This is a genomic window from Arthrobacter sp. AOP29-A2-19, from assembly GCF_058138025.1.
Genome location: NZ_CM176894.1, coordinates 434,303 through 450,630 on the forward strand (window position 1 = coordinate 434,303; position 16,328 = coordinate 450,630).

The window sequence follows — 16,328 nt, forward strand, 5'->3', positions numbered from 1 at the left end:
GCGGCGCCAACGGGTTGACCGGGCGGCTCGGTCGGTGCGAATCTATTAGTGAACGATTGGTCGGTAATTGGGCGCATCGACGCACCCGTCCGCCACTCTCATCGGGAACCGTCCCGTGGCAGCGAAGAAGGAGCCTCAATGACCGAAGCATTCCTGGTAGGCGGCGCACGGACCCCGGTCGGGCGGTATGGCGGAGCGTTGAGTTCGGTGCGCCCGGACGACCTGGCCGCGGTCGCGATCCGCGCCGCCGTCGAGCGGGCCGGCGTAGATCCGTCCGTAGTGGACGAGGTCGTGTTCGGGAACGCGAACGGGGCCGGGGAGGAGAACCGCAACGTGGCCCGCATGGGGTGGCTGCTCGCCGGGTTCCCCGACACGGTCCCGGGGATCACGGTGAACCGGTTGTGCGCGTCGGGGATGTCCGCGATCACGATGGCCTCCCACATGGTGAAGGCCGGTGCCGCCGACATCGTCGTCGCCGGCGGGGTCGAGTCGATGTCCCGGGCGCCGTGGGTGATGGAGAAGCCGGCCACGGCGTTCGCCAAGCCCGGCGCCACGTACGACACGTCGATCGGCTGGCGCTTCCCGAACCCCGCGTTCCTCTCCGGGGAGTACTCCCGGGGCGGGAAGGCGACGTTCTCGATGCCCGAGACCGCGGAGGAGGTCGCCCGGGTGTACGGCACCTCGAGGGAGGACTGCGACGCGTTCGCGGTCCGCTCGCACGAGCGGGCGCTCGCGGCGATCGCGGCCGGCCGGTTCGCCGCGGAGACCGTGCCGGTGACCGTCCGGGGCCGCAAGGGCGCCGAGACCGTGGTCGACACCGACGAGGGCCCGCGGGCGGGCACCACCGTGGACGTGCTGGCCGGGCTGCGGCCCGTGGTGGCGGGCGGGAGCGTGGTCACCGCGGGGAACGCGTCGACCCTGAACGACGGGGCCTCCGCGATCATCGTCGCGTCCGAGGCGGCCATCCGGAAGTACGGGCTGGTTCCGCGGGCGCGGATCCTGGACGGCGCGTCGGCCGGGGTCGCCCCGGAGGTGATGGGCATCGGCCCGGTCCCGGCGTCCCGGAAGGTCCTGGAGCGGGCCGGGGTCCGCACGGACGAGCTCGCGGCGGTGGAGCTGAACGAGGCGTTCGCGTCGCAGTCCCTGGCCAGCATGCGCGCGCTGGGCCTGGACCCGGGGATAGTGAACAACGACGGCGGCGCGATCGCGCTGGGCCACCCGCTGGGCTCCTCGGGGTCCCGCATCGTGGTCACGCTGCTGGGCCGGCTGGAGCGCGAGGCCGCGAACGCGGGGCGCCGGCTCGGGCTGGCGACGATGTGCGTGGGCGTGGGCCAGGGCTCGGCCCTGCTGATCGAGGCGGTCTAGATGGCAGCCGAACACGACGACAACGGGCACGGCAACGGGCACGACGGCGAGGGCGGCGGGCCGCGCCTGGACCCGGCGGCGTTCTCGACGCTGCTGGTCCAGGAGTCCGCGGACCGGGTCGTGGCGCGGCTGCACCGGCCCGAGGTCCGCAACGCGATCGACCAGGAGATGGTCGGGGAGCTCCACGCGGTCTGCGCGCACCTGGAGCGCGCCCCGAAGATCCTGATACTTTCCGGTGCGCCGTCCGAACCCGCCACCGAGGAGCAGCCCAAGGGAGCCAAGGGGATCTTCGCCTCCGGGGCGGACATCGGCGAGCTGCGCGAGCGGCGCCGCGACGATGCGCTCGCGGGCATCAACTCGGGCGTCTTCGAGAGGATCGCGAAGCTGCCGATGCCGGTGATCGCGGCGTTGGACGGGTTCGCGCTCGGCGGGGGCGCGGAGCTGGCGTACGCGGCGGACTTCCGGATCGGGACGCCGGGGCTGCGGATGGGGAACCCGGAGACCGGGCTGGGGATCCTCGCCGCGGCCGGCGCGACCTGGCGGCTGCGCGAGCTGGTCGGGGAGCCGCTGGCGAAGGAGATCCTGCTGGCCGGGAAGGTCCTCACCGGGGCGCAGTGCCTGGCCGCGGGCCTGGTCACCGAGCTCGTGGAGCCCGGCGCGCTGCTCGGCGCCGCGCACGCCCTCGCGGACCGCATCGCGGCGCAGGACCCGCTCGCGGTGCGGATCTCCAAGGCCGTGTTCCACGCCCCGCGCGAGGCGCATCCCGTGATCGACACCCTCGCCCAGGGCATGTTGTTCGAGTCCGAGGCCAAGTTCGACCGCATGCAGGCATTCCTTGACCGAAAGAAGAAGTAAATGAGCGACTCCACCCTTCCCGCGGGCCTTCCCGCCCGTGTCGGCGTGCTCGGCGGCGGGCGCATGGGCGCCGGCATCGCGCACGCGTTCCTGCTCCACGGCGCGCACGTGCTCGTGGTCGAGCGCGACGAGGCCGCCGCGGAGGCGGCCCGCGAGCGCGTCGAGTCCGCCGCGGCGCGGTCGATCGAGCGCGGCGCCGCGGACGCGAACCTTGAGGAGATGGCCTCGCGCCTCGACGTCGGCGTGGACCACGCCGCCTTCGCGGACCGGGAACTGGTCATCGAGGCCGTCCCGGAGGACTGGGACCTGAAGGTCGCCGCGCTGCGCGGGGTCGAGGAGCGCCTCGCGGCGGACGCCTACCTGGCGTCGAACACGTCCTCGCTGTCCGTGGACGGGCTCGCCGCCGAGCTGGAGCGCCCGCAGAACTTCCTGGGCCTGCACTTCTTCAACCCCGTTCCGGCGTCCACGCTCATCGAGGTCGTCCTCGGGAAGCTGACCCGCCCCGGGCTCGCGGACGCGGCCCGCGGCTGGGTCCGGGCCCTCGGGAAGACGGCCGTCGTCGTGAACGACGCGCCCGGCTTCGCGTCCTCGCGGCTCGGGGTCGCGATCGCGCTCGAGGCGATGCGGATGGTCGAGGAGGGCGTCGCGTCCGCGGAGGACATCGACAACGCCATGGTCCTGGGCTACAAGCACCCCACCGGACCGCTGCGGACCACCGACATCGTGGGCCTGGACGTGCGCCTGGGCATCGCCGAGTACCTCCACTCCACCCTCGGGGACCGGTTCGCCCCGCCACAAATCCTCCGCGACAAGGTCGCCCGCGGCGAACTCGGCCGCAAAACCGGTAAGGGCTTCTTCGACTGGAGCTAGGACAACGCACAACCTCGGGGAGCGGCGAGACACGGCCGCGCCGCGCGTGGCACAGTGGTGGCATGCAGCAGGTGGACTGGGAGGGCGCCGTCAACGCGCGGCACGTGTTGGGAGACCTGTACCGGATGGGCCGTAGCGAGTGGCTCACCGAACGGGGTTGGAGACAGGCCTACGACGACGGCGTCCGCACCGTGATCGACCTTCGCAATGCCGGGGAGCGCTCGCGCCGCCCTACGGACCCGGAGGTTTCGGAGGCGGCGCTTGCCGGCATCACCGTGGTCCACCGCCCCACCGAGGACCAGAACCACACGGAGTTTATGGAGATGGCCGCGCCCTACCTGAGCCATCCGCGCTTTTACCCGCACAACCTCCGCTTTTTTCCGGACAAGGTCGCCGAGGTGGTCCGCGCCGTCGCCGACTCCCACGGCAAGGTGGTGATCCACTGTTCGGCGGGCCGCGACCGTACGGGCCTGGTCGTTACGCTCCTGCTTTTGCTGGCCGGGCGGCGCGACCTGGTGGTGCCGCACTACGACGCCGGAGCGCGGGGCATCAACGACTGGCACCGCGTCAGCCCGGTGAAGCACCCCTACGAGCGGTATCTTGCCGAGGCCGAGTTCGAACCCTTGCAGCGCGAACGCGTCGCGGCACTCGCGGAGTTCGCCGACGGGCTGGCCGTCGAGGAGTTCCTGCTGTCCCATGGATGCACCCGGGCCCAACTCGCCGGAGTGCGCCGCCTGCTGGGATGCGAGGCTGAACGCTAGGCTGACCTCACCAAACGCCGCCCACCGGGCCGTCCTCCAGGAGAGACCATGAAGCCGACCACGCCCGCGCAGATCAACCGCACAGAGATCGACGGCGTTCCGGTCTTCTGGGCGGACACTCCCGGCCGCCTGGAAGCGTTCCTATACTTTAGGGTGGGCGTCCGCGACGAATCCTTCGCGACGGCGGGCATCACCCACCTGATAGAACACCTGGCCTTCTCCAAACTTCCGGCGATCAAGATCGACCACAACGGCCAGGTCGAGTTGGGTCTTACGACCTTCACGGCTTCGGGCCGCCCGGAACTGGTCGCGGCCACACTCGCGGACATTTGCCGGTCGCTGTCGGAGCTTGCCGCCGGTGGCGTTGAGTTGGAGATGCTCGCAAACGAGGTCAGGGTGCTTGAGGCCGAGGGGTCGCTCGCCGTTCCCCCCTCCGTCGCCGAGGCGCTTGTCTCCCGCTATGGACTGCGGGGTCTGGGGGTGGCCGGAGCCGAGCCCGTGTTCGCCGAGCGCTTCACTGTCGAGGAGGTTGCCGCGGCCGCGGCGAAGTTTTTCACCCGCGGCAATGCCGCGCTGGTTCTCTCGGGGCCGCCGCCCGAGGGCCTGCGCCTGCCCCTGCCGTCGGGCGGCACCGTCCCGCGGCCAGCGGCGCGGGAGGTGCCGCGCGCGTTTCCCGTGGAGTACGAGTCCGGAGGCGACTCGTTGGTGCTTTCCTTTGCCATCCCTGGCGAAGGTGCGCCGCTCGCGGGCGCGGCGACTGTGCTTGGGAAGGTCTTGGGGGACCGCGTGCGGTCGTCCCTTCGGCGCGGCAGGGGACTCGTCTACGACCTGGACATCGCATACATCGCCCTCACGGCGGAGCAGGCCGTAGCGGTCGTCACCTTCGACCTCAAGCCCGCAAACGCCGTCGTCGTCGCCCGCGAGGTCATCGCCGTCCTCGGCGATCTCCGCAGGGACGGCGTGACACCGGATGAGCTGGCCGACGCCCTGACGCCCATCGAGGAGGCCGGCCTCGACCCGCAATTGCCACTCTGGGACGCGAACGACGAGGCCATGCTCCGGATCGGCGCCGGTGGCAGTCCGCCCCACGAACGGCTCCTGGCCGCCATGCGGTCCGTCACCACGCGGGACGTGGCGCACTGCCTGGACGGCTTCGAATCCTCGCTGATGGTCGGTCTGCCCGAGCAGTCCCTTTCCGAGGATGCCGGACGGGAGGGGATCCTCTACCCCCGCCCCGTCCACCACCCGGCAGCCCTAGGCAAGGGAGAGGAATACCGCCGAAGCATCCTGGGCGCGGTGGCCCTGCAGGTCCCGAGGGACGCGCGCCTGACGATCGGCGGGGACGGCCTGAGCATGCTAGGCGACGGGGAGGTCCAGGCCTACCGATGGGAGGACATTGCCGCGGTCGCCTGGGAACCGCCGGCAAAGAACGGCTCGGCGCCGCCTGCCTGTGCGGTCTTCGGCGGTGACGGTTTCATCATGAATCTGGCATCCAGGTGGTTCCGCGGGGGAGACCGCGCGCTCAAGTCGATAGCGGACCGGGTACCCGCGCGCATCCAGTACACGGACACCGTCGAGACAACGGAGGCGTCGTAGTCCATGAGCCGCATCGAACCTGTCACCCTCACCGGACGCCTTGTCCGGCTCGAGCCGCTGGACATGGCCCACCACGACGGCCTGGTCGACGCCGCCGGCGACGGCGAGCTGTGGAATCTCTGGTACACCTTGGTCCCCACTCCCGGCGGCATGGCGGCGGAGATCGAGCGGCGCCTGTCGCTCCAGGAGGCCGGCTCGATGGTGCCCTTCGCCACCCGGCGCCTGTCGGACGGCGCGGTCATCGGCATGACCACCTACATGAACATCGACGCCGAGTTGCCGCGCGTGGAGATCGGGTCCACCTGGAACGGGGTGTCCGCGCAGGGAACCGGGACGAATGCGGAATCCAAGCTGTTGCTCCTCGGCCACGCGTTCGACACGCTGGGATGTCCCGCGGTCGAATTCAGGACGCACTGGATGAACAGGCAGTCGAGGACGGCCATCGAGGGTCTCGGAGCCAAGCTCGACGGTGTGCTGCGCTCGCACACCATGATGGCCGACGGCAGCCTCCGCGACACTTGCGTCTACTCCATCGTGGCCGCGGAATGGCCGCAGGTCAGGGCGGGCCTGCGCCACCGGCTCGGCCAGCGGGAGCGGCGGCCCGGGGGTTCCTGACGGGAAAGACGGCCCCGGCCGATGTCGCCGCGCCCGGCGTGCGGGGCCGTGCAGGCCGGGAGCGACTTGCCAGAACCCGTGCCGGGGGAGTTGGCTGGAGCCTATGGCAAAAATCCTCATCCTCGGCGGTACCCAGTGGCTCGGGCGGACCGTTGCGCGGTTGGCACTCGACGCCGGACACGAGGTCACTTGCCTGGCTCGCGGTGTCTCCGGCGACTTTCCGCGGGGGGCCGAAGCGGTGGTGGCCGACCGTGACGGCGCGGACGCCTACGCCGAGCTAGAGGGCCACACGTGGGATCTCGTCGTGGAACTCACGCGGCTGCCCGCCCACGCCCGCGCCGCCGTTGAGGCACTGTCGCCCGCAGCCGAGCACTGGGTTTTCGTCTCGTCCTGCTCGGTGTACGCCAGCCATGCCAGGCCGGGCGTCTCGGAGACGGCGCGTCTACTGCCCGCATTGGGATCCGGCGAGGCCTACACCGACGAGAAGTACGGCGAGGCGAAGGTCGGCTGCGAGTGGCTGACGGTTGCCAGCCGGGGGAACGCAGCACTGCTGGTGCGGGCCGGCCTGATCGGCGGCCCCGGAGACCCCACCGGCCGGACCACCTATTGGCCACTGCGCTTCGCGGCCGGCCGCGAGCCGGTGTTGGTGCCGGACGACTCGGAGGACCCGCGCTACGTCCAGATCATCGACGTGCGCGACCTCGCGGCGTTTATCCTCGAGGCCGGCCTTGCCGGTCGGGGCGGACCCGTGAACGCGGTCGGCGCGGAGATGCCGCTGGGCGACGTGCTGGCGAGCGCGCGCAGCGCGGCCGGGTTCGACGGCGCGACCCGCGCCTATCCGCTGGGTTCGATGGAGGCCGACGGCGTCGCCCCCTGGTCGGGTCCGCGCTCGCTGCCGCTGGTGCTGCCGGCAGGGGGCGACTATGCGGGTTTCGCCCGGCGGGGCGACAAGCGCGCGGTGCGCTGGGGCCTGGTGCGCCGTCCGCTCGCGGACACGTTCGCCGACATCGTGCGCGGGGAACCACGCCTGGACGACGTGGTTCCCCGCGCGGGCCTCACCGGGGCCGAGGAGAGCGGGCTCCTGGCGCGGACCGGCTGAGCCCGCTCACGAGCCGCGGTGTTCCGCCAACGGGTTCGCGAGAGTGCCGGCGTAGATGAGGCTGCCGGCGGGGTCGGCGAGGTCCAGCATCGATTGGTTGTTGCGCAGCTGCAGCCGGTTCAGGCACGACAGGCGGAACCGCTCCTCGAAGAGGCCGAGGGCGTCGAACTCGGCCGCCAGCTCCGGATGCCGTGTCCGGTACGCGTCCAGCCGTTCCGCCGCCGTGCCCCAGAATTCGCCGGCGTCCGCCACGCCCTCGCGTTCCAAGAGCGGCGCGAGGAACCGCAGGAAGCAGTCGACGACGTCGGTGAAGACGGAGAGCACCCTGTCCTCGGGTGCGACGTCGGCACGAATCCGCGAGACGGCGTCCGGAAGCGGCGTCCGGTCGCCGACCACGGCGATCTCCTCGGCGAGGTCCTTCAGCAGCATCCTGTCCGGCGCGCCGTCCCGCAGCACCAGGATCACGTTCTCGCCGTGCGGCATGAAGACCAGGTCGTGGGCCACGAGGCAGTGCACCAGCGGCACGAGGTACGCGTCGAAATAGCGGGCGAGCCACTGCCGCCCGGTCAGGCCGGAGTGCCGGACCAGCGCGGCCGCGAACGACCGGCCGTGGGCGTCCACGTGGAGCAGCGACGCCATGGTGGCCAGGGACTCGTCGCCGTCGATCCTGTCTGCCGGGGACTCTCTCCACAGGGCCGCCAGCATCTTCCGGTAGGCGGACGCGGGTTTCGTCGCAGCCTGGAACAGCGGATTTGTGTAGCCGACGGCTGCCACCTCCCGGAGCAGCCCGACGCGACGCTCGCGCAGTTCCCCGTCATCCCGGACGAGACCGTCAAGCCACTCGTTGATGGCGGGGGTGGCCTCCATGTATTTTGCCGAAAGGCCACGCAGGAATCCCATGTTGAGCACCGAGAGCGCCGTCTTGACGTAGCGGCGGCCGGGGTTGGAGCGGTTGAAGAACGTGCGGATCGATTGCTGGGGCTGGTACAGGTCGGCGCCCGCGCCCAGGTGGACCAGGTGCCGGCTGGCCACGTCGCCGGCGAACGTGACGGCCAGCCGGTTCTCCCACTGCCACGGGTGGACCGGCAGCAACAGGAAGTCCGCAGGGTCCAGCCCCGTTCCCGCGCAGGCCGCGGCAAGCCGGCTGCGGAACGCCGTCACCGTTTCGGCGCCGAGTTCCTGCTCGAGCAGGCGTTCATGGTCCAGCTCCGCGACGTGGGAGTAGGCGGCGCGTGAGGAGTGCGCCGCGACCCACTCCAGCCTCACCGGGGATCCGGTCTCCGGGGCGAAGTCCAAATAGTCGCCCGCGCCGAGTCCAAGCCGCCCGTTGTTCGCCACGAAACATGGGTGCCCCTCCGTCATGGAGGCCTCGATTCTCTGGAAGTCCGCCAGCGCGTCGCCCGTGCCGCTGGCCATCTCCGCCGAGGTGGGGCTCGAATGCAGCTGCTTGTAGCAGTGTCCCGCCAGCGTGCTGCCGAGCTCCTCCAGGTACACGGGGAGCTGCTCGTCGGACAGTCCCAGGTCTTCGCGGAACGCAACGACGAACTCTTGTGCGTCGGGCCGGACGGGAACTCCGTCGAGATCGCACAGCAGCGATGCCGGGTCGACGCTCCAGTGCTGCAGTGCGTGGGTCGTGGCCGCGAAGCGGTACACCCTGGCGCCCGCGGAGATGCGCCAGCCGCCGTCGGGTTCGGCAGTGGGGGCGAGAAGCCGCTCGTGGCTGAATTCGGCGATGGCCTTGGCGAGCACGTGGCGGTTGGCGGCCGCCCAGCGTTCGGGGGACAGATGCGCAGTCACCGTGGAAGGCAGCCCGGTGGCCTCGGCGAAAGACCTCCGGTCGCAGAAGGACAGTTGGGCCGTTTTCGCCGGGGATCCGGGTCCTCCCGGCAAGCGGACGCGCTCCTGTGGCCGGAAACCGAGCCGGGCGTTCAGCGACTGGACCGCCGCGTTACGGGCGTCCGGCTCGACGACGACGCGCAGCACCGCCGGATCGGCGAACAGGTGCGCCAGCGACGCCCGCATGGCCGCGGCGCCGAATCCCGGGATGGAGTCGCCGGGCTTGGGCGCCGGCAGCAGCAGGTGGAGGCCGGCGTCGCCGTCGCGCCAAAGGTAGCGTCCCGCGAGGGCCGAACGCTCGGGAGCGTATGTCTCCAGCAGGAAGGCGGGCCGGCCCGCCCGGAGGCCGATGAGGGCGTGGTGGTGGGCGTCGGCGCCGATCCGCTCGTATTCCGCGCGGACCTCGTCGAGTCCGGCGTCCGGCATGCCCCAGAAGCGGGCATGCTCCGTGGCGATCCACGAGTGCAGCAGCACGGCGTCGGCGGCGGCGTCCACGGGCCGGAAGGCGATGCCCCCGGCCCCGCGGGAGCCGGCGGTGGTGCCGTCGGCAATGCCACCCGGCGCGTAGCCGTCGAGGGGAACGTCGGCGGGCGCCGCGTGGGGAAGGGTCTGCGTGGTCATCGTGCGGCCTCCTGGAGGTCGGTTGGTTGGGGATGTGTGCGGTGGGCCGCGTGCCCCGCGGCCGCCTCGCGGTGCAACGGGCCGGGGGATCCGTGGTCGGGGGTCCCGAATTCCTGGAATGCGACGCGCCGCTCCACGTGGAAGTGGTCGCGCCCGGCAAGGCGGTTCAGGATGATGGAATTGCGGTACGCCCCCATGCCGAGGTCGGGCGCCGTGAAGCCGTGCGTGTGCAGTTCGGCGTTCTGGACCATGATGTCGCCGTGGACCCCGGCGCCGTACTGGCGGTCGATGTCCAGGCGCCCGTCCGGCAGGCGCCTCAGACGCTGGTGGATTCCCGCGAGGAAGCCCGGCTCTCGGTACCGGTAGCCGGTCGCCAGCACAACGGCGTCCGCCTCGACCTGGTGCGCCCCGCCGTCGTCCGCGTTGCGCAGGCCGAGCCGGAGCCCCGGCGCGCCCCGCGGCGGGGGCGCAAGGGACTCCAGCGCCGTGGAGGCCATGATGCGCACGGGGACGGCGCCGGAGACACTGCGTTCGTAGAGGAGGTCGTGGATCCGGTCGACCAGATCCGCGTTGATTCCCTTGTAGAGGCCCTTCTGCTTGGCGGAGAGCCGGTCGCGGACCGGCTGCGCGAGCCCGTGGAAGTGGTCGATGTAGTCCGGGGACGTCATCTCCAGCGTCAGCTTGGTGTACTCGAGCGGGAAGAAGCGGTCCGATCGGGTTGCCCAGGCCAGGGTCTGATCGTCCCCCAGGTTCTCGAGCAGTTCGACGAAGACCTCTGCCGCGCTTTGGCCGCTGCCCACGACGGCGAGTCGCCGCACTCCGTTGAGGGTGGCGCGATGGTCGCGGAAGTCCGAGGAGTGGAAGGCCGCGCCTGTGGCCATGGCGGCGGCGGAGACCGCCTCCGGCACGTGCGGCGAGGTTCCGGTGCCAAGGACGAGGTTGCGGCAGCGCACCGTGTCCCAACCCTCCACCGTGCGCACTCCCAGGTGGTAGAGACCGTCCTCGTGGGTGCAGGTTTCCACGCTGTGGCCAAACCGCACGCCGTCCAGCTCGCCGGCGGCCCAGCGCAGGTAGGCGTCGTACTCGGCGCGCAGGGGGTAGAAGTCCTCGCGGATGTAGAAGGGGTAAAGGCGCCCGGCGCCCTTGAGATAGTTCAGGAACGAGAGTCGGTGCGTGGGGTCTGCCATGGTGACGAGGTCCGCCATAAAGGGGACCTGAAGGTGGGTGCCCTCCAGCATCATGCCGGGGTGCCAGGCGAAGCCCTCGCCGGCATCCAGCACCAGAACGTCGAGCTCGGGAACGTCCTCCGCAAGTGCCGCGAAGCCCAGGTTGAACGGTCCGGCGCCAATGCCGACGGCATCGTAGATCCGGTCGGACGATCCGGCACGCCGACGCGGGCCTTCGTGGCCGCTCACGCGGTGGCCCCGGCGGTTGCCCGGACCGTGTGCGCGAGGCGCTGCTCCCCGCGCGCCACGACGGCGGCGAGTATCGCCTCCACGTCGGCCAGGGTGGTCCGGGGGTTGAGCAGGGTGAGTTTGAGGTGGCGGCGTCCGGACATCGTGGTCGCGGCAACCATGGCCTCGCCGGAGGCCTGCAGGTCCCGGCGTATCCCGTCGTTGAGAGCGTCCAGATCGCGCGGCTCGTGGCCTGGAGGAACAAACCGGAAAACGACCGTGCTTAGCTGCACCGGCGCGGCAAGGCGCAGGGACGGCGACGCCTCCACCAGTTCCCCGGCGCCGGCGGCCAGATCCACGACCTCGTCGAAGAGGGCGCCGATGCCCTCGGCCCCCAGCGCGCGCAGCGTGACCCACAATTTGAGGGCATCGAAACGCCTGGTCGTCTGCAGCGACTTGTCCACCTGGTTGGGGACGGTGCCGGCCTGGGCGGCGGGATTCAGGTAGTCGGCGTGGTGGGTCACGTGGGCGAACGCGTCCCCGTTTCTCACCAGCAGCGCGCTGGAGCCGATGGGTTGGAAGAACGACTTGTGGAAATCCACCGTGACCGAGTCGGCGAGCTCGATCCCGTCCAGCAGGTGCCGGCGGCGGGGCGAGACCAGCAATCCGCAGCCGTAGGCGGCGTCCACGTGGAACCACGCCCCGTGCTCCGCGGCAAGCCCGGCGGCCGCCGCCAGCGGATCGATCGCGCCGAAGTCCGTTGTGCCCGCGGTGGCGACGATCGCCATGGCCCGCTTTCCTTCCGATTCCCCGGCCTCCAGGGCGGCCGCGAGGGCCGCGGCGTCCATCCGGTGCGAGCCGTCGACCTGCACGGGGACTACGGCGTCCTCGCCCAACCCGAGCATGGATGCCGCGCGGACCACGCTGAAGTGGCTCTCCAGCGAGGCATAGATGCGAAGGTCGCCGAGACGGGAGGGGAGCGGGCCCCGGCGCCCGGCCACGGCCTGGTTGCGCGCCATCAGCAGCGCCTGCAGGTTGGACTGGGTGCCGCCGCTGGTGAAAATGCCGTCGGCGTCGTCGCCGAACCCGATCAGGCCCGCCGTCCAGCCGACGAGGCGCTGCTCGATCAGCGTGGCGCCGGCGCTCTGGTCCCAGGTGTCCATGGAGCTGTTGACGCTGGTCACCAGCGACTCGGCGGCGACGGCGGGAATGGCGACGGGGCAGTTCAGGTGGGCGGCGTAGCGGGGATGGTGGAAATAGACGGCGTCACGGAGATAGAGCCCGGCGGCCTCGGAGAGCGCGTCGCCGGTGGAAGCCAGCGGTGTGTCGAGATCGACCGCGTCCACCAACTCGCCCAGTTTGCGCGCGTCCCGCCCCGAGCTCGGCGCCGTCGCGGTGGCGATGGCCTGCGCGGCGAGTTCCGTCGCGGCCCGTGCCTCGGCGACGTAGCGACCCGCGGTTTCGCCGCACAGCAGGGCCGCGCTCGCCGTGAGGGGCTCGGTGGTCAGGAAGTCCGCGGGACGGGCGCCGTCCGGCGCCGATCCAGTGGCGCGCGGGACGGTTCGCGCTGCGTGCGTGGTGGGGGATGTCATGCTGCTCCTTCGGATTGCTAAGGCTTGCCTAATGCGGTGACATTAAAGGCATACTTCTGTGGCGTAATACAAATTGGGTAATAGTGTCCACGCGTCGTGTCTCATTCGAAGCCGCCAATCCACGACTAGTTGACGAATGCCAATCACTAAGGGCATACTTCTTGTTGTCCCATACCCGACGTGAGGAATCTCCGTTGAAGACCTCGGCCGCCTTCGCCTGACCCGCGCCGATCGGACGCGCCCTTCGGACTCATGCCGAGGGTCTCCCGGCGCAGTACGCCCCGAGGAGACCGAATGCCCAGCACCCATCACGCCGGAAGCCCCATGGGCGGTTCCGGGCGCGCGGCATTGCCCGCAGAAAATGCCCAGGCCACCCGGGGCTTTGGCCCCAACGGCCACCCTCAGACGGGGACCGCGGGACATTCCGTCACACTGAGTCACGTCGGTCTCTCCTGGCCGGACGGCCAGGTGGTGTTCGAGGACGTCAACGCCACGTTCGACGGCGGCCGGACGGGGCTGGTTGGCCCCAACGGGACCGGGAAGTCGGCGCTGCTCCGCCTGGTCGCCGGAGAGCTCCGTCCCACGCGCGGCAACGTGGCGACCTCGTCGACGCCCGCCTACCTCGGGCAAAGGCTGACGCTGGACCTGCGGCGCACGGTGGCCGAGCTGATGGGCATCGGCGAGATCCGGCGCGCACTCGCCGCGGTGCTGGCGGGCCACGAGGAGCGCTTGCAGGAGAATCTGGACGCGGTGGGCGAGGACTGGGACATCGAGGAGCGCTCCATCGCGCTGCTTGCCGCCTACGGCCTGCCCGCCGATTCTGTCCGGTTCCTCGACCGTCAAGTGCGTACCCTGTCCGGCGGAGAGGCGATGATAGCCGCGCTCGCGGGACGCGAGCGTGCCCGCCGTCCGATCACGTTGCTGGACGAACCCACCAACAATCTCGACCGTGTGGCGCGGCACCGGCTCTATGCCGCTGTCGAACGCTGGCCGGGGACCCTCATCATGGCGAGCCACGACGCGGCGCTCCTTCGGTTGGTCGACGGCATCGTCGAGCTACGGCCCGTGCGCGTCAGGTCCGGCGTTCCGCAGCGAGTGGACCTGGTCCGGCACGGCGGCAACTGGGACGCCTACGTTGCCGGCACACAAGCGGAGCTGGCCCTCGCACAGCGCAGGGTCCGCGACGCGGGGGCGCGCCTCGGCGTGGAGAAGAGGCAGCGGATCGAGGCGGAGACCAAGGTCGCCAGGCGTGCCAGGCAGGGCCTCAAGGCGGCCGAGGGTATGCCGAGGATCCTCGCCAACGCAGCGCGCAGCCGCGCACAAGAGAGCGCCGGGAAGACCCGCGGCACCATGGCCGGGCGCGAACAGGCCGCGGCCGGCGATCTGGCGGCGGCGCGGGACGCGCTTCCCGAGGTGGCTGCGATCCAGATCGACTTGCCCGCGACCCGCGTCCCGGCGGGACGCACCGTCGTGGAGCTGCCGGCGGCTTCGGTGCGGCCGGGTGTGCCCTACGACGCCGGATCCGAGGTGTCCGCAGAGGGACGGATGGTCCTACGCGGCCCGGAGCGCGTGGGGCTGACCGGACCGAACGGCATCGGCAAGACCACCCTGTTGGGACGGCTGTCCAGCGAGTCGCTCGTCCCGGTGGGATACCTGCGGCAGCGCGACGTCGTGGACGGCGCAACCGGGGGTGCCGGGCGGCGTGGCATCCGCGGCGGCGGCGACGAGTGGGCGGGGCTGGACGACGTGGCGTCGGTCCTGGAGAACGTCCGGCGCGCCGCGCCCGGCGCGCCTCCCGGCGTGGTTCGGGACCGGCTGGCCCGCTTCCACTTCCGGGGCGGACGTGTGGAGCAGCTCGTCTCCGAGCTCTCGGGAGGGGAGCGGTTCAGGGTTGCCCTGGCCTGCATACTCTTGGCGGATCCGGCCCCGCAGTTGTTGCTGTTGGATGAACCAACCAACAATCTGGATGTGGCATCCGTCGGGCAGCTCGTCAGCGCACTGGAGTCCTACGAGGGTGCGCTTGTGGTCTCCAGCCACGACGCGGAGTTCCTGTCCATGCTGGCTCCGCTGCGGTCCTGGGAGCTGCGTCGGGGGACCGGGTAGTCGCCCGGAGCCCGCACCCGGGTGCCCGCCCGAAAGGGGGGTGGCCGGGGGACTAGTGGGCGGCGCGCATCCGTCGCCGGTTGGCCGCCGCGGCGGGGGCCCGGGACACCGAGCGCGCCCCAAGCTCGGCCAGGGCCAGAACCGCGAAGGCATTGGCCGCGTGAAGCAGGCCGATCAGCGGGATGGCGAACGCGGCATAGGCGAGACCGATTTGCACCGCGACCGCCAACAACAGCCACAACGCCCACTTCACTCCTGCGCGCCCAAGGAGGGCAACCGCCAGCAGGGCCAGGGCAAGGATGGGGACGACGTAGTTGCCAAGAAAGCCGTGGACGATCCCGCCGGGTGGTGGGCCGCCCGGCGTCGTGCCCGCCTGCAAGAGAGCGATCAGGTCGAAGACCGCCCAGGCGATGACCGCCGCCTGAACAACGACGGCGAGCGAAACGAGGTGGGCGATGATCTTGTAGGCGCTCTGCATGGGGACTCCCGAGGCTGCTTGCTGGAGTGGTGTGGCGGCGGTGCGGAAAGAATACGTCCGGTCCGCACGGCCGACAATCCTTGACGGCGCCGCTACCAGCGGGCGGCCACCAGCTCGGCGAGCAGTTCCCCCTCGTCGACGTCCAGCCCCCGCGAGGCGAACCAGGCGCACATGTTGCGGCAGTCCCGCGCCAAGAGCTCCATCCCCTGGGTGTTGCCCGCCAGGTCGACCAGCTGCGGCAGGTCGATCACCACGAGCCGGTCGCCGGCAGCGAGCACGTTGTATGGCGAGAGGTCGCCGTGGGCGAAGCCGAGCCTGGCGAATCCCGACATGGCATCGACCAGCTGCCGCCAGTAGCCGCGCAGGCGCTCCGGCGAGGGATGGACCTGTTGCAGTCTGGGGGCCGCCGCCCCGGGATCCTGCGGATCCTCGATGAACTCCATGAGGATTTCCGTTCCGCAGATCTGCACGGGATAGGGGACGGGAACGCCGGCCTCGTACGCCAGGCGCAGGTAGGTCCATTCAGAGTTGGCCCACCGCGCCGCCTCGACCGACCGGCCGTAGCCGCTGCCCGTCTTGAGGGCGCGCGCGTCGCGGGAGCGCCGCACGGAACGGCCCTCGTTGTAGGCGGCCGAACGGTGGAAGAGCCGCTGGTCGGGGGAGCGGTAGCGCTTGGCGGCCAGGATCGACCGGTGCTCGGCCGTGGCGCGTTCGAGCAGGAAGACGTCCGCCTCCTTGCCGGTCTTGAGCACGCCGAGATCCGTGTCGATCGCGCCAGCGTCCTCGACGACGAATTCGGGGTACGGCGCCGGACCGCGCATGAGCTTTTCGACGGAGGGCCACGTTGACCAGCGCTGGTTCTCTGCGAGCTCGTCGTCGAGCACGTTCCAGTCCGCCGGGCGATCGGCGTCCGATCGGCGCGTCGGGTTCAAGGCGCGGCCGGCGCGCCGGGTTGGTTCGAAGGTGTCTGGGTGCTGAAGGTCAGCCGGTTGCTTCATGGGTGGTTGGACTCCTGTGGAGGGTGTTGCCGGGCGTGGGATCGCAGACTGCTGCAGAGACGCTCATCGGGTCCTCCTTGGGGGTCGTCAAGCCGGCCGGATTGGCCGCGCAACCAGTCCACCACGAGTGATTGAATCTTGTCAA

Annotated in this window: 13 protein-coding genes; 8 read left to right on the plus strand and 5 right to left on the minus strand. The window is 70.9% G+C overall.

Annotated features, from left to right (window positions below):
* Positions 1–138 precede the first annotated feature (138 nt).
* The 7 genes from AC3ZJJ_RS02025 (at position 139) to AC3ZJJ_RS02055 (ending at position 7,161) form a co-directional block, all read left to right on the plus strand.
* Positions 139–1,365, plus strand: coding sequence for an acetyl-CoA C-acyltransferase (locus AC3ZJJ_RS02025; protein ID WP_489893603.1), 1,227 nt, complete (start codon positions 139–141; stop codon positions 1,363–1,365).
* Positions 1,366–2,220 (plus strand): enoyl-CoA hydratase/isomerase family protein, encoded by an 855-nt coding sequence (locus AC3ZJJ_RS02030; protein ID WP_489893604.1) that lies wholly within the window; start codon positions 1,366–1,368, stop codon positions 2,218–2,220.
* Positions 2,221–3,090: a 3-hydroxyacyl-CoA dehydrogenase family protein gene (locus AC3ZJJ_RS02035; protein WP_489893605.1), complete on the plus strand. Its 870-nt coding sequence runs from the start codon at positions 2,221–2,223 to the stop codon at positions 3,088–3,090.
* A 62-nt stretch (positions 3,091–3,152) separates the two neighbouring features.
* Positions 3,153–3,851, plus strand: a complete 699-nt coding sequence (locus AC3ZJJ_RS02040) for a tyrosine-protein phosphatase (protein WP_489893606.1) — start codon at positions 3,153–3,155, stop codon at positions 3,849–3,851.
* 48 nt (positions 3,852–3,899) lie between these two features.
* The gene (locus AC3ZJJ_RS02045; protein ID WP_489893607.1) at positions 3,900–5,447 is read left to right on the plus strand and encodes an insulinase family protein; all 1,548 of its coding nucleotides are present in this window, start codon (positions 3,900–3,902) and stop codon (positions 5,445–5,447) included.
* A 3-nt stretch (positions 5,448–5,450) separates the two neighbouring features.
* The gene (locus AC3ZJJ_RS02050) at positions 5,451–6,062 is read left to right on the plus strand and encodes a GNAT family N-acetyltransferase (protein WP_489893608.1); all 612 of its coding nucleotides are present in this window, start codon (positions 5,451–5,453) and stop codon (positions 6,060–6,062) included.
* Positions 6,063–6,165: 103 nt separating this feature from the next.
* On the plus strand, positions 6,166–7,161 hold the full coding sequence (locus AC3ZJJ_RS02055; RefSeq protein ID WP_489893609.1) for an NAD-dependent epimerase/dehydratase family protein: 996 nt from the start codon (positions 6,166–6,168) through the stop codon (positions 7,159–7,161).
* 6 nt (positions 7,162–7,167) lie between these two features.
* On the opposite strand, the gene AC3ZJJ_RS02060 is transcribed toward AC3ZJJ_RS02055, so the two are convergent.
* From AC3ZJJ_RS02060 to AC3ZJJ_RS02070, 3 genes are read right to left on the minus strand one after another with little or no spacing between them, the layout of a single operon-like run.
* Entirely contained in the window at positions 7,168–9,618 is a 2,451-nt protein-coding gene (locus AC3ZJJ_RS02060) for a GNAT family N-acetyltransferase (RefSeq protein WP_489893610.1), read from the minus strand.
* Positions 9,615–11,033, minus strand: a complete 1,419-nt coding sequence (locus AC3ZJJ_RS02065) for a lysine N(6)-hydroxylase/L-ornithine N(5)-oxygenase family protein (protein ID WP_489893611.1) — start codon at positions 11,031–11,033, stop codon at positions 9,615–9,617. The genes AC3ZJJ_RS02060 and AC3ZJJ_RS02065 overlap by 4 nt, the downstream gene beginning before the upstream one ends.
* Entirely contained in the window at positions 11,030–12,604 is a 1,575-nt protein-coding gene (locus tag AC3ZJJ_RS02070; RefSeq protein ID WP_489893613.1) for a pyridoxal phosphate-dependent decarboxylase family protein, read from the minus strand. The genes AC3ZJJ_RS02065 and AC3ZJJ_RS02070 overlap by 4 nt, the downstream gene beginning before the upstream one ends.
* 294 nt (positions 12,605–12,898) lie before the next feature.
* Between AC3ZJJ_RS02070 and AC3ZJJ_RS02075 the strand changes: the two genes are divergently transcribed.
* Entirely contained in the window at positions 12,899–14,707 is a 1,809-nt protein-coding gene (locus AC3ZJJ_RS02075) for an ATP-binding cassette domain-containing protein (protein ID WP_489893614.1), read from the plus strand.
* A 52-nt stretch (positions 14,708–14,759) separates the two neighbouring features.
* On the opposite strand, the gene AC3ZJJ_RS02080 is transcribed toward AC3ZJJ_RS02075, so the two are convergent.
* Both AC3ZJJ_RS02080 and AC3ZJJ_RS02085 read right to left on the minus strand, forming a co-directional pair.
* Positions 14,760–15,185, minus strand: a complete 426-nt coding sequence (locus AC3ZJJ_RS02080; RefSeq protein WP_489893615.1) for a hypothetical protein — start codon at positions 15,183–15,185, stop codon at positions 14,760–14,762.
* A 92-nt stretch (positions 15,186–15,277) separates the two neighbouring features.
* Positions 15,278–16,183 (minus strand): serine protein kinase RIO, encoded by a 906-nt coding sequence (locus AC3ZJJ_RS02085; RefSeq protein ID WP_489893616.1) that lies wholly within the window; start codon positions 16,181–16,183, stop codon positions 15,278–15,280.
* Positions 16,184–16,328: the final 145 nt, after the last annotated feature.

Excerpts from the sequence above, each read along its gene's own strand:
- AC3ZJJ_RS02025 (WP_489893603.1), top strand. The coding sequence starts at position 139 with ATGACCGAAGCATTCCTGGTAGGCGGCGCACGGACCCCGGTCGGGCGG.
- AC3ZJJ_RS02030 (WP_489893604.1), top strand. The coding sequence starts at position 1,366 with ATGGCAGCCGAACACGACGACAACGGGCACGGCAACGGGCACGACGGC.
- AC3ZJJ_RS02035 (WP_489893605.1), top strand. The coding sequence starts at position 2,221 with ATGAGCGACTCCACCCTTCCCGCGGGCCTTCCCGCCCGTGTCGGCGTG.
- AC3ZJJ_RS02040 (WP_489893606.1), top strand. The coding sequence starts at position 3,153 with ATGCAGCAGGTGGACTGGGAGGGCGCCGTCAACGCGCGGCACGTGTTG.
- AC3ZJJ_RS02045 (WP_489893607.1), top strand. The coding sequence starts at position 3,900 with ATGAAGCCGACCACGCCCGCGCAGATCAACCGCACAGAGATCGACGGC.
- AC3ZJJ_RS02050 (WP_489893608.1), top strand. The coding sequence starts at position 5,451 with ATGAGCCGCATCGAACCTGTCACCCTCACCGGACGCCTTGTCCGGCTC.
- AC3ZJJ_RS02055 (WP_489893609.1), top strand. The coding sequence starts at position 6,166 with ATGGCAAAAATCCTCATCCTCGGCGGTACCCAGTGGCTCGGGCGGACC.
- AC3ZJJ_RS02060 (WP_489893610.1), bottom strand. The coding sequence starts at position 9,618 with ATGACCACGCAGACCCTTCCCCACGCGGCGCCCGCCGACGTTCCCCTC.
- AC3ZJJ_RS02070 (WP_489893613.1), bottom strand. The coding sequence starts at position 12,604 with ATGACATCCCCCACCACGCACGCAGCGCGAACCGTCCCGCGCGCCACT.
- AC3ZJJ_RS02075 (WP_489893614.1), top strand. The coding sequence starts at position 12,899 with ATGCCCAGCACCCATCACGCCGGAAGCCCCATGGGCGGTTCCGGGCGC.
- AC3ZJJ_RS02080 (WP_489893615.1), bottom strand. The coding sequence starts at position 15,185 with ATGCAGAGCGCCTACAAGATCATCGCCCACCTCGTTTCGCTCGCCGTC.
- AC3ZJJ_RS02085 (WP_489893616.1), bottom strand. The coding sequence starts at position 16,183 with ATGAAGCAACCGGCTGACCTTCAGCACCCAGACACCTTCGAACCAACC.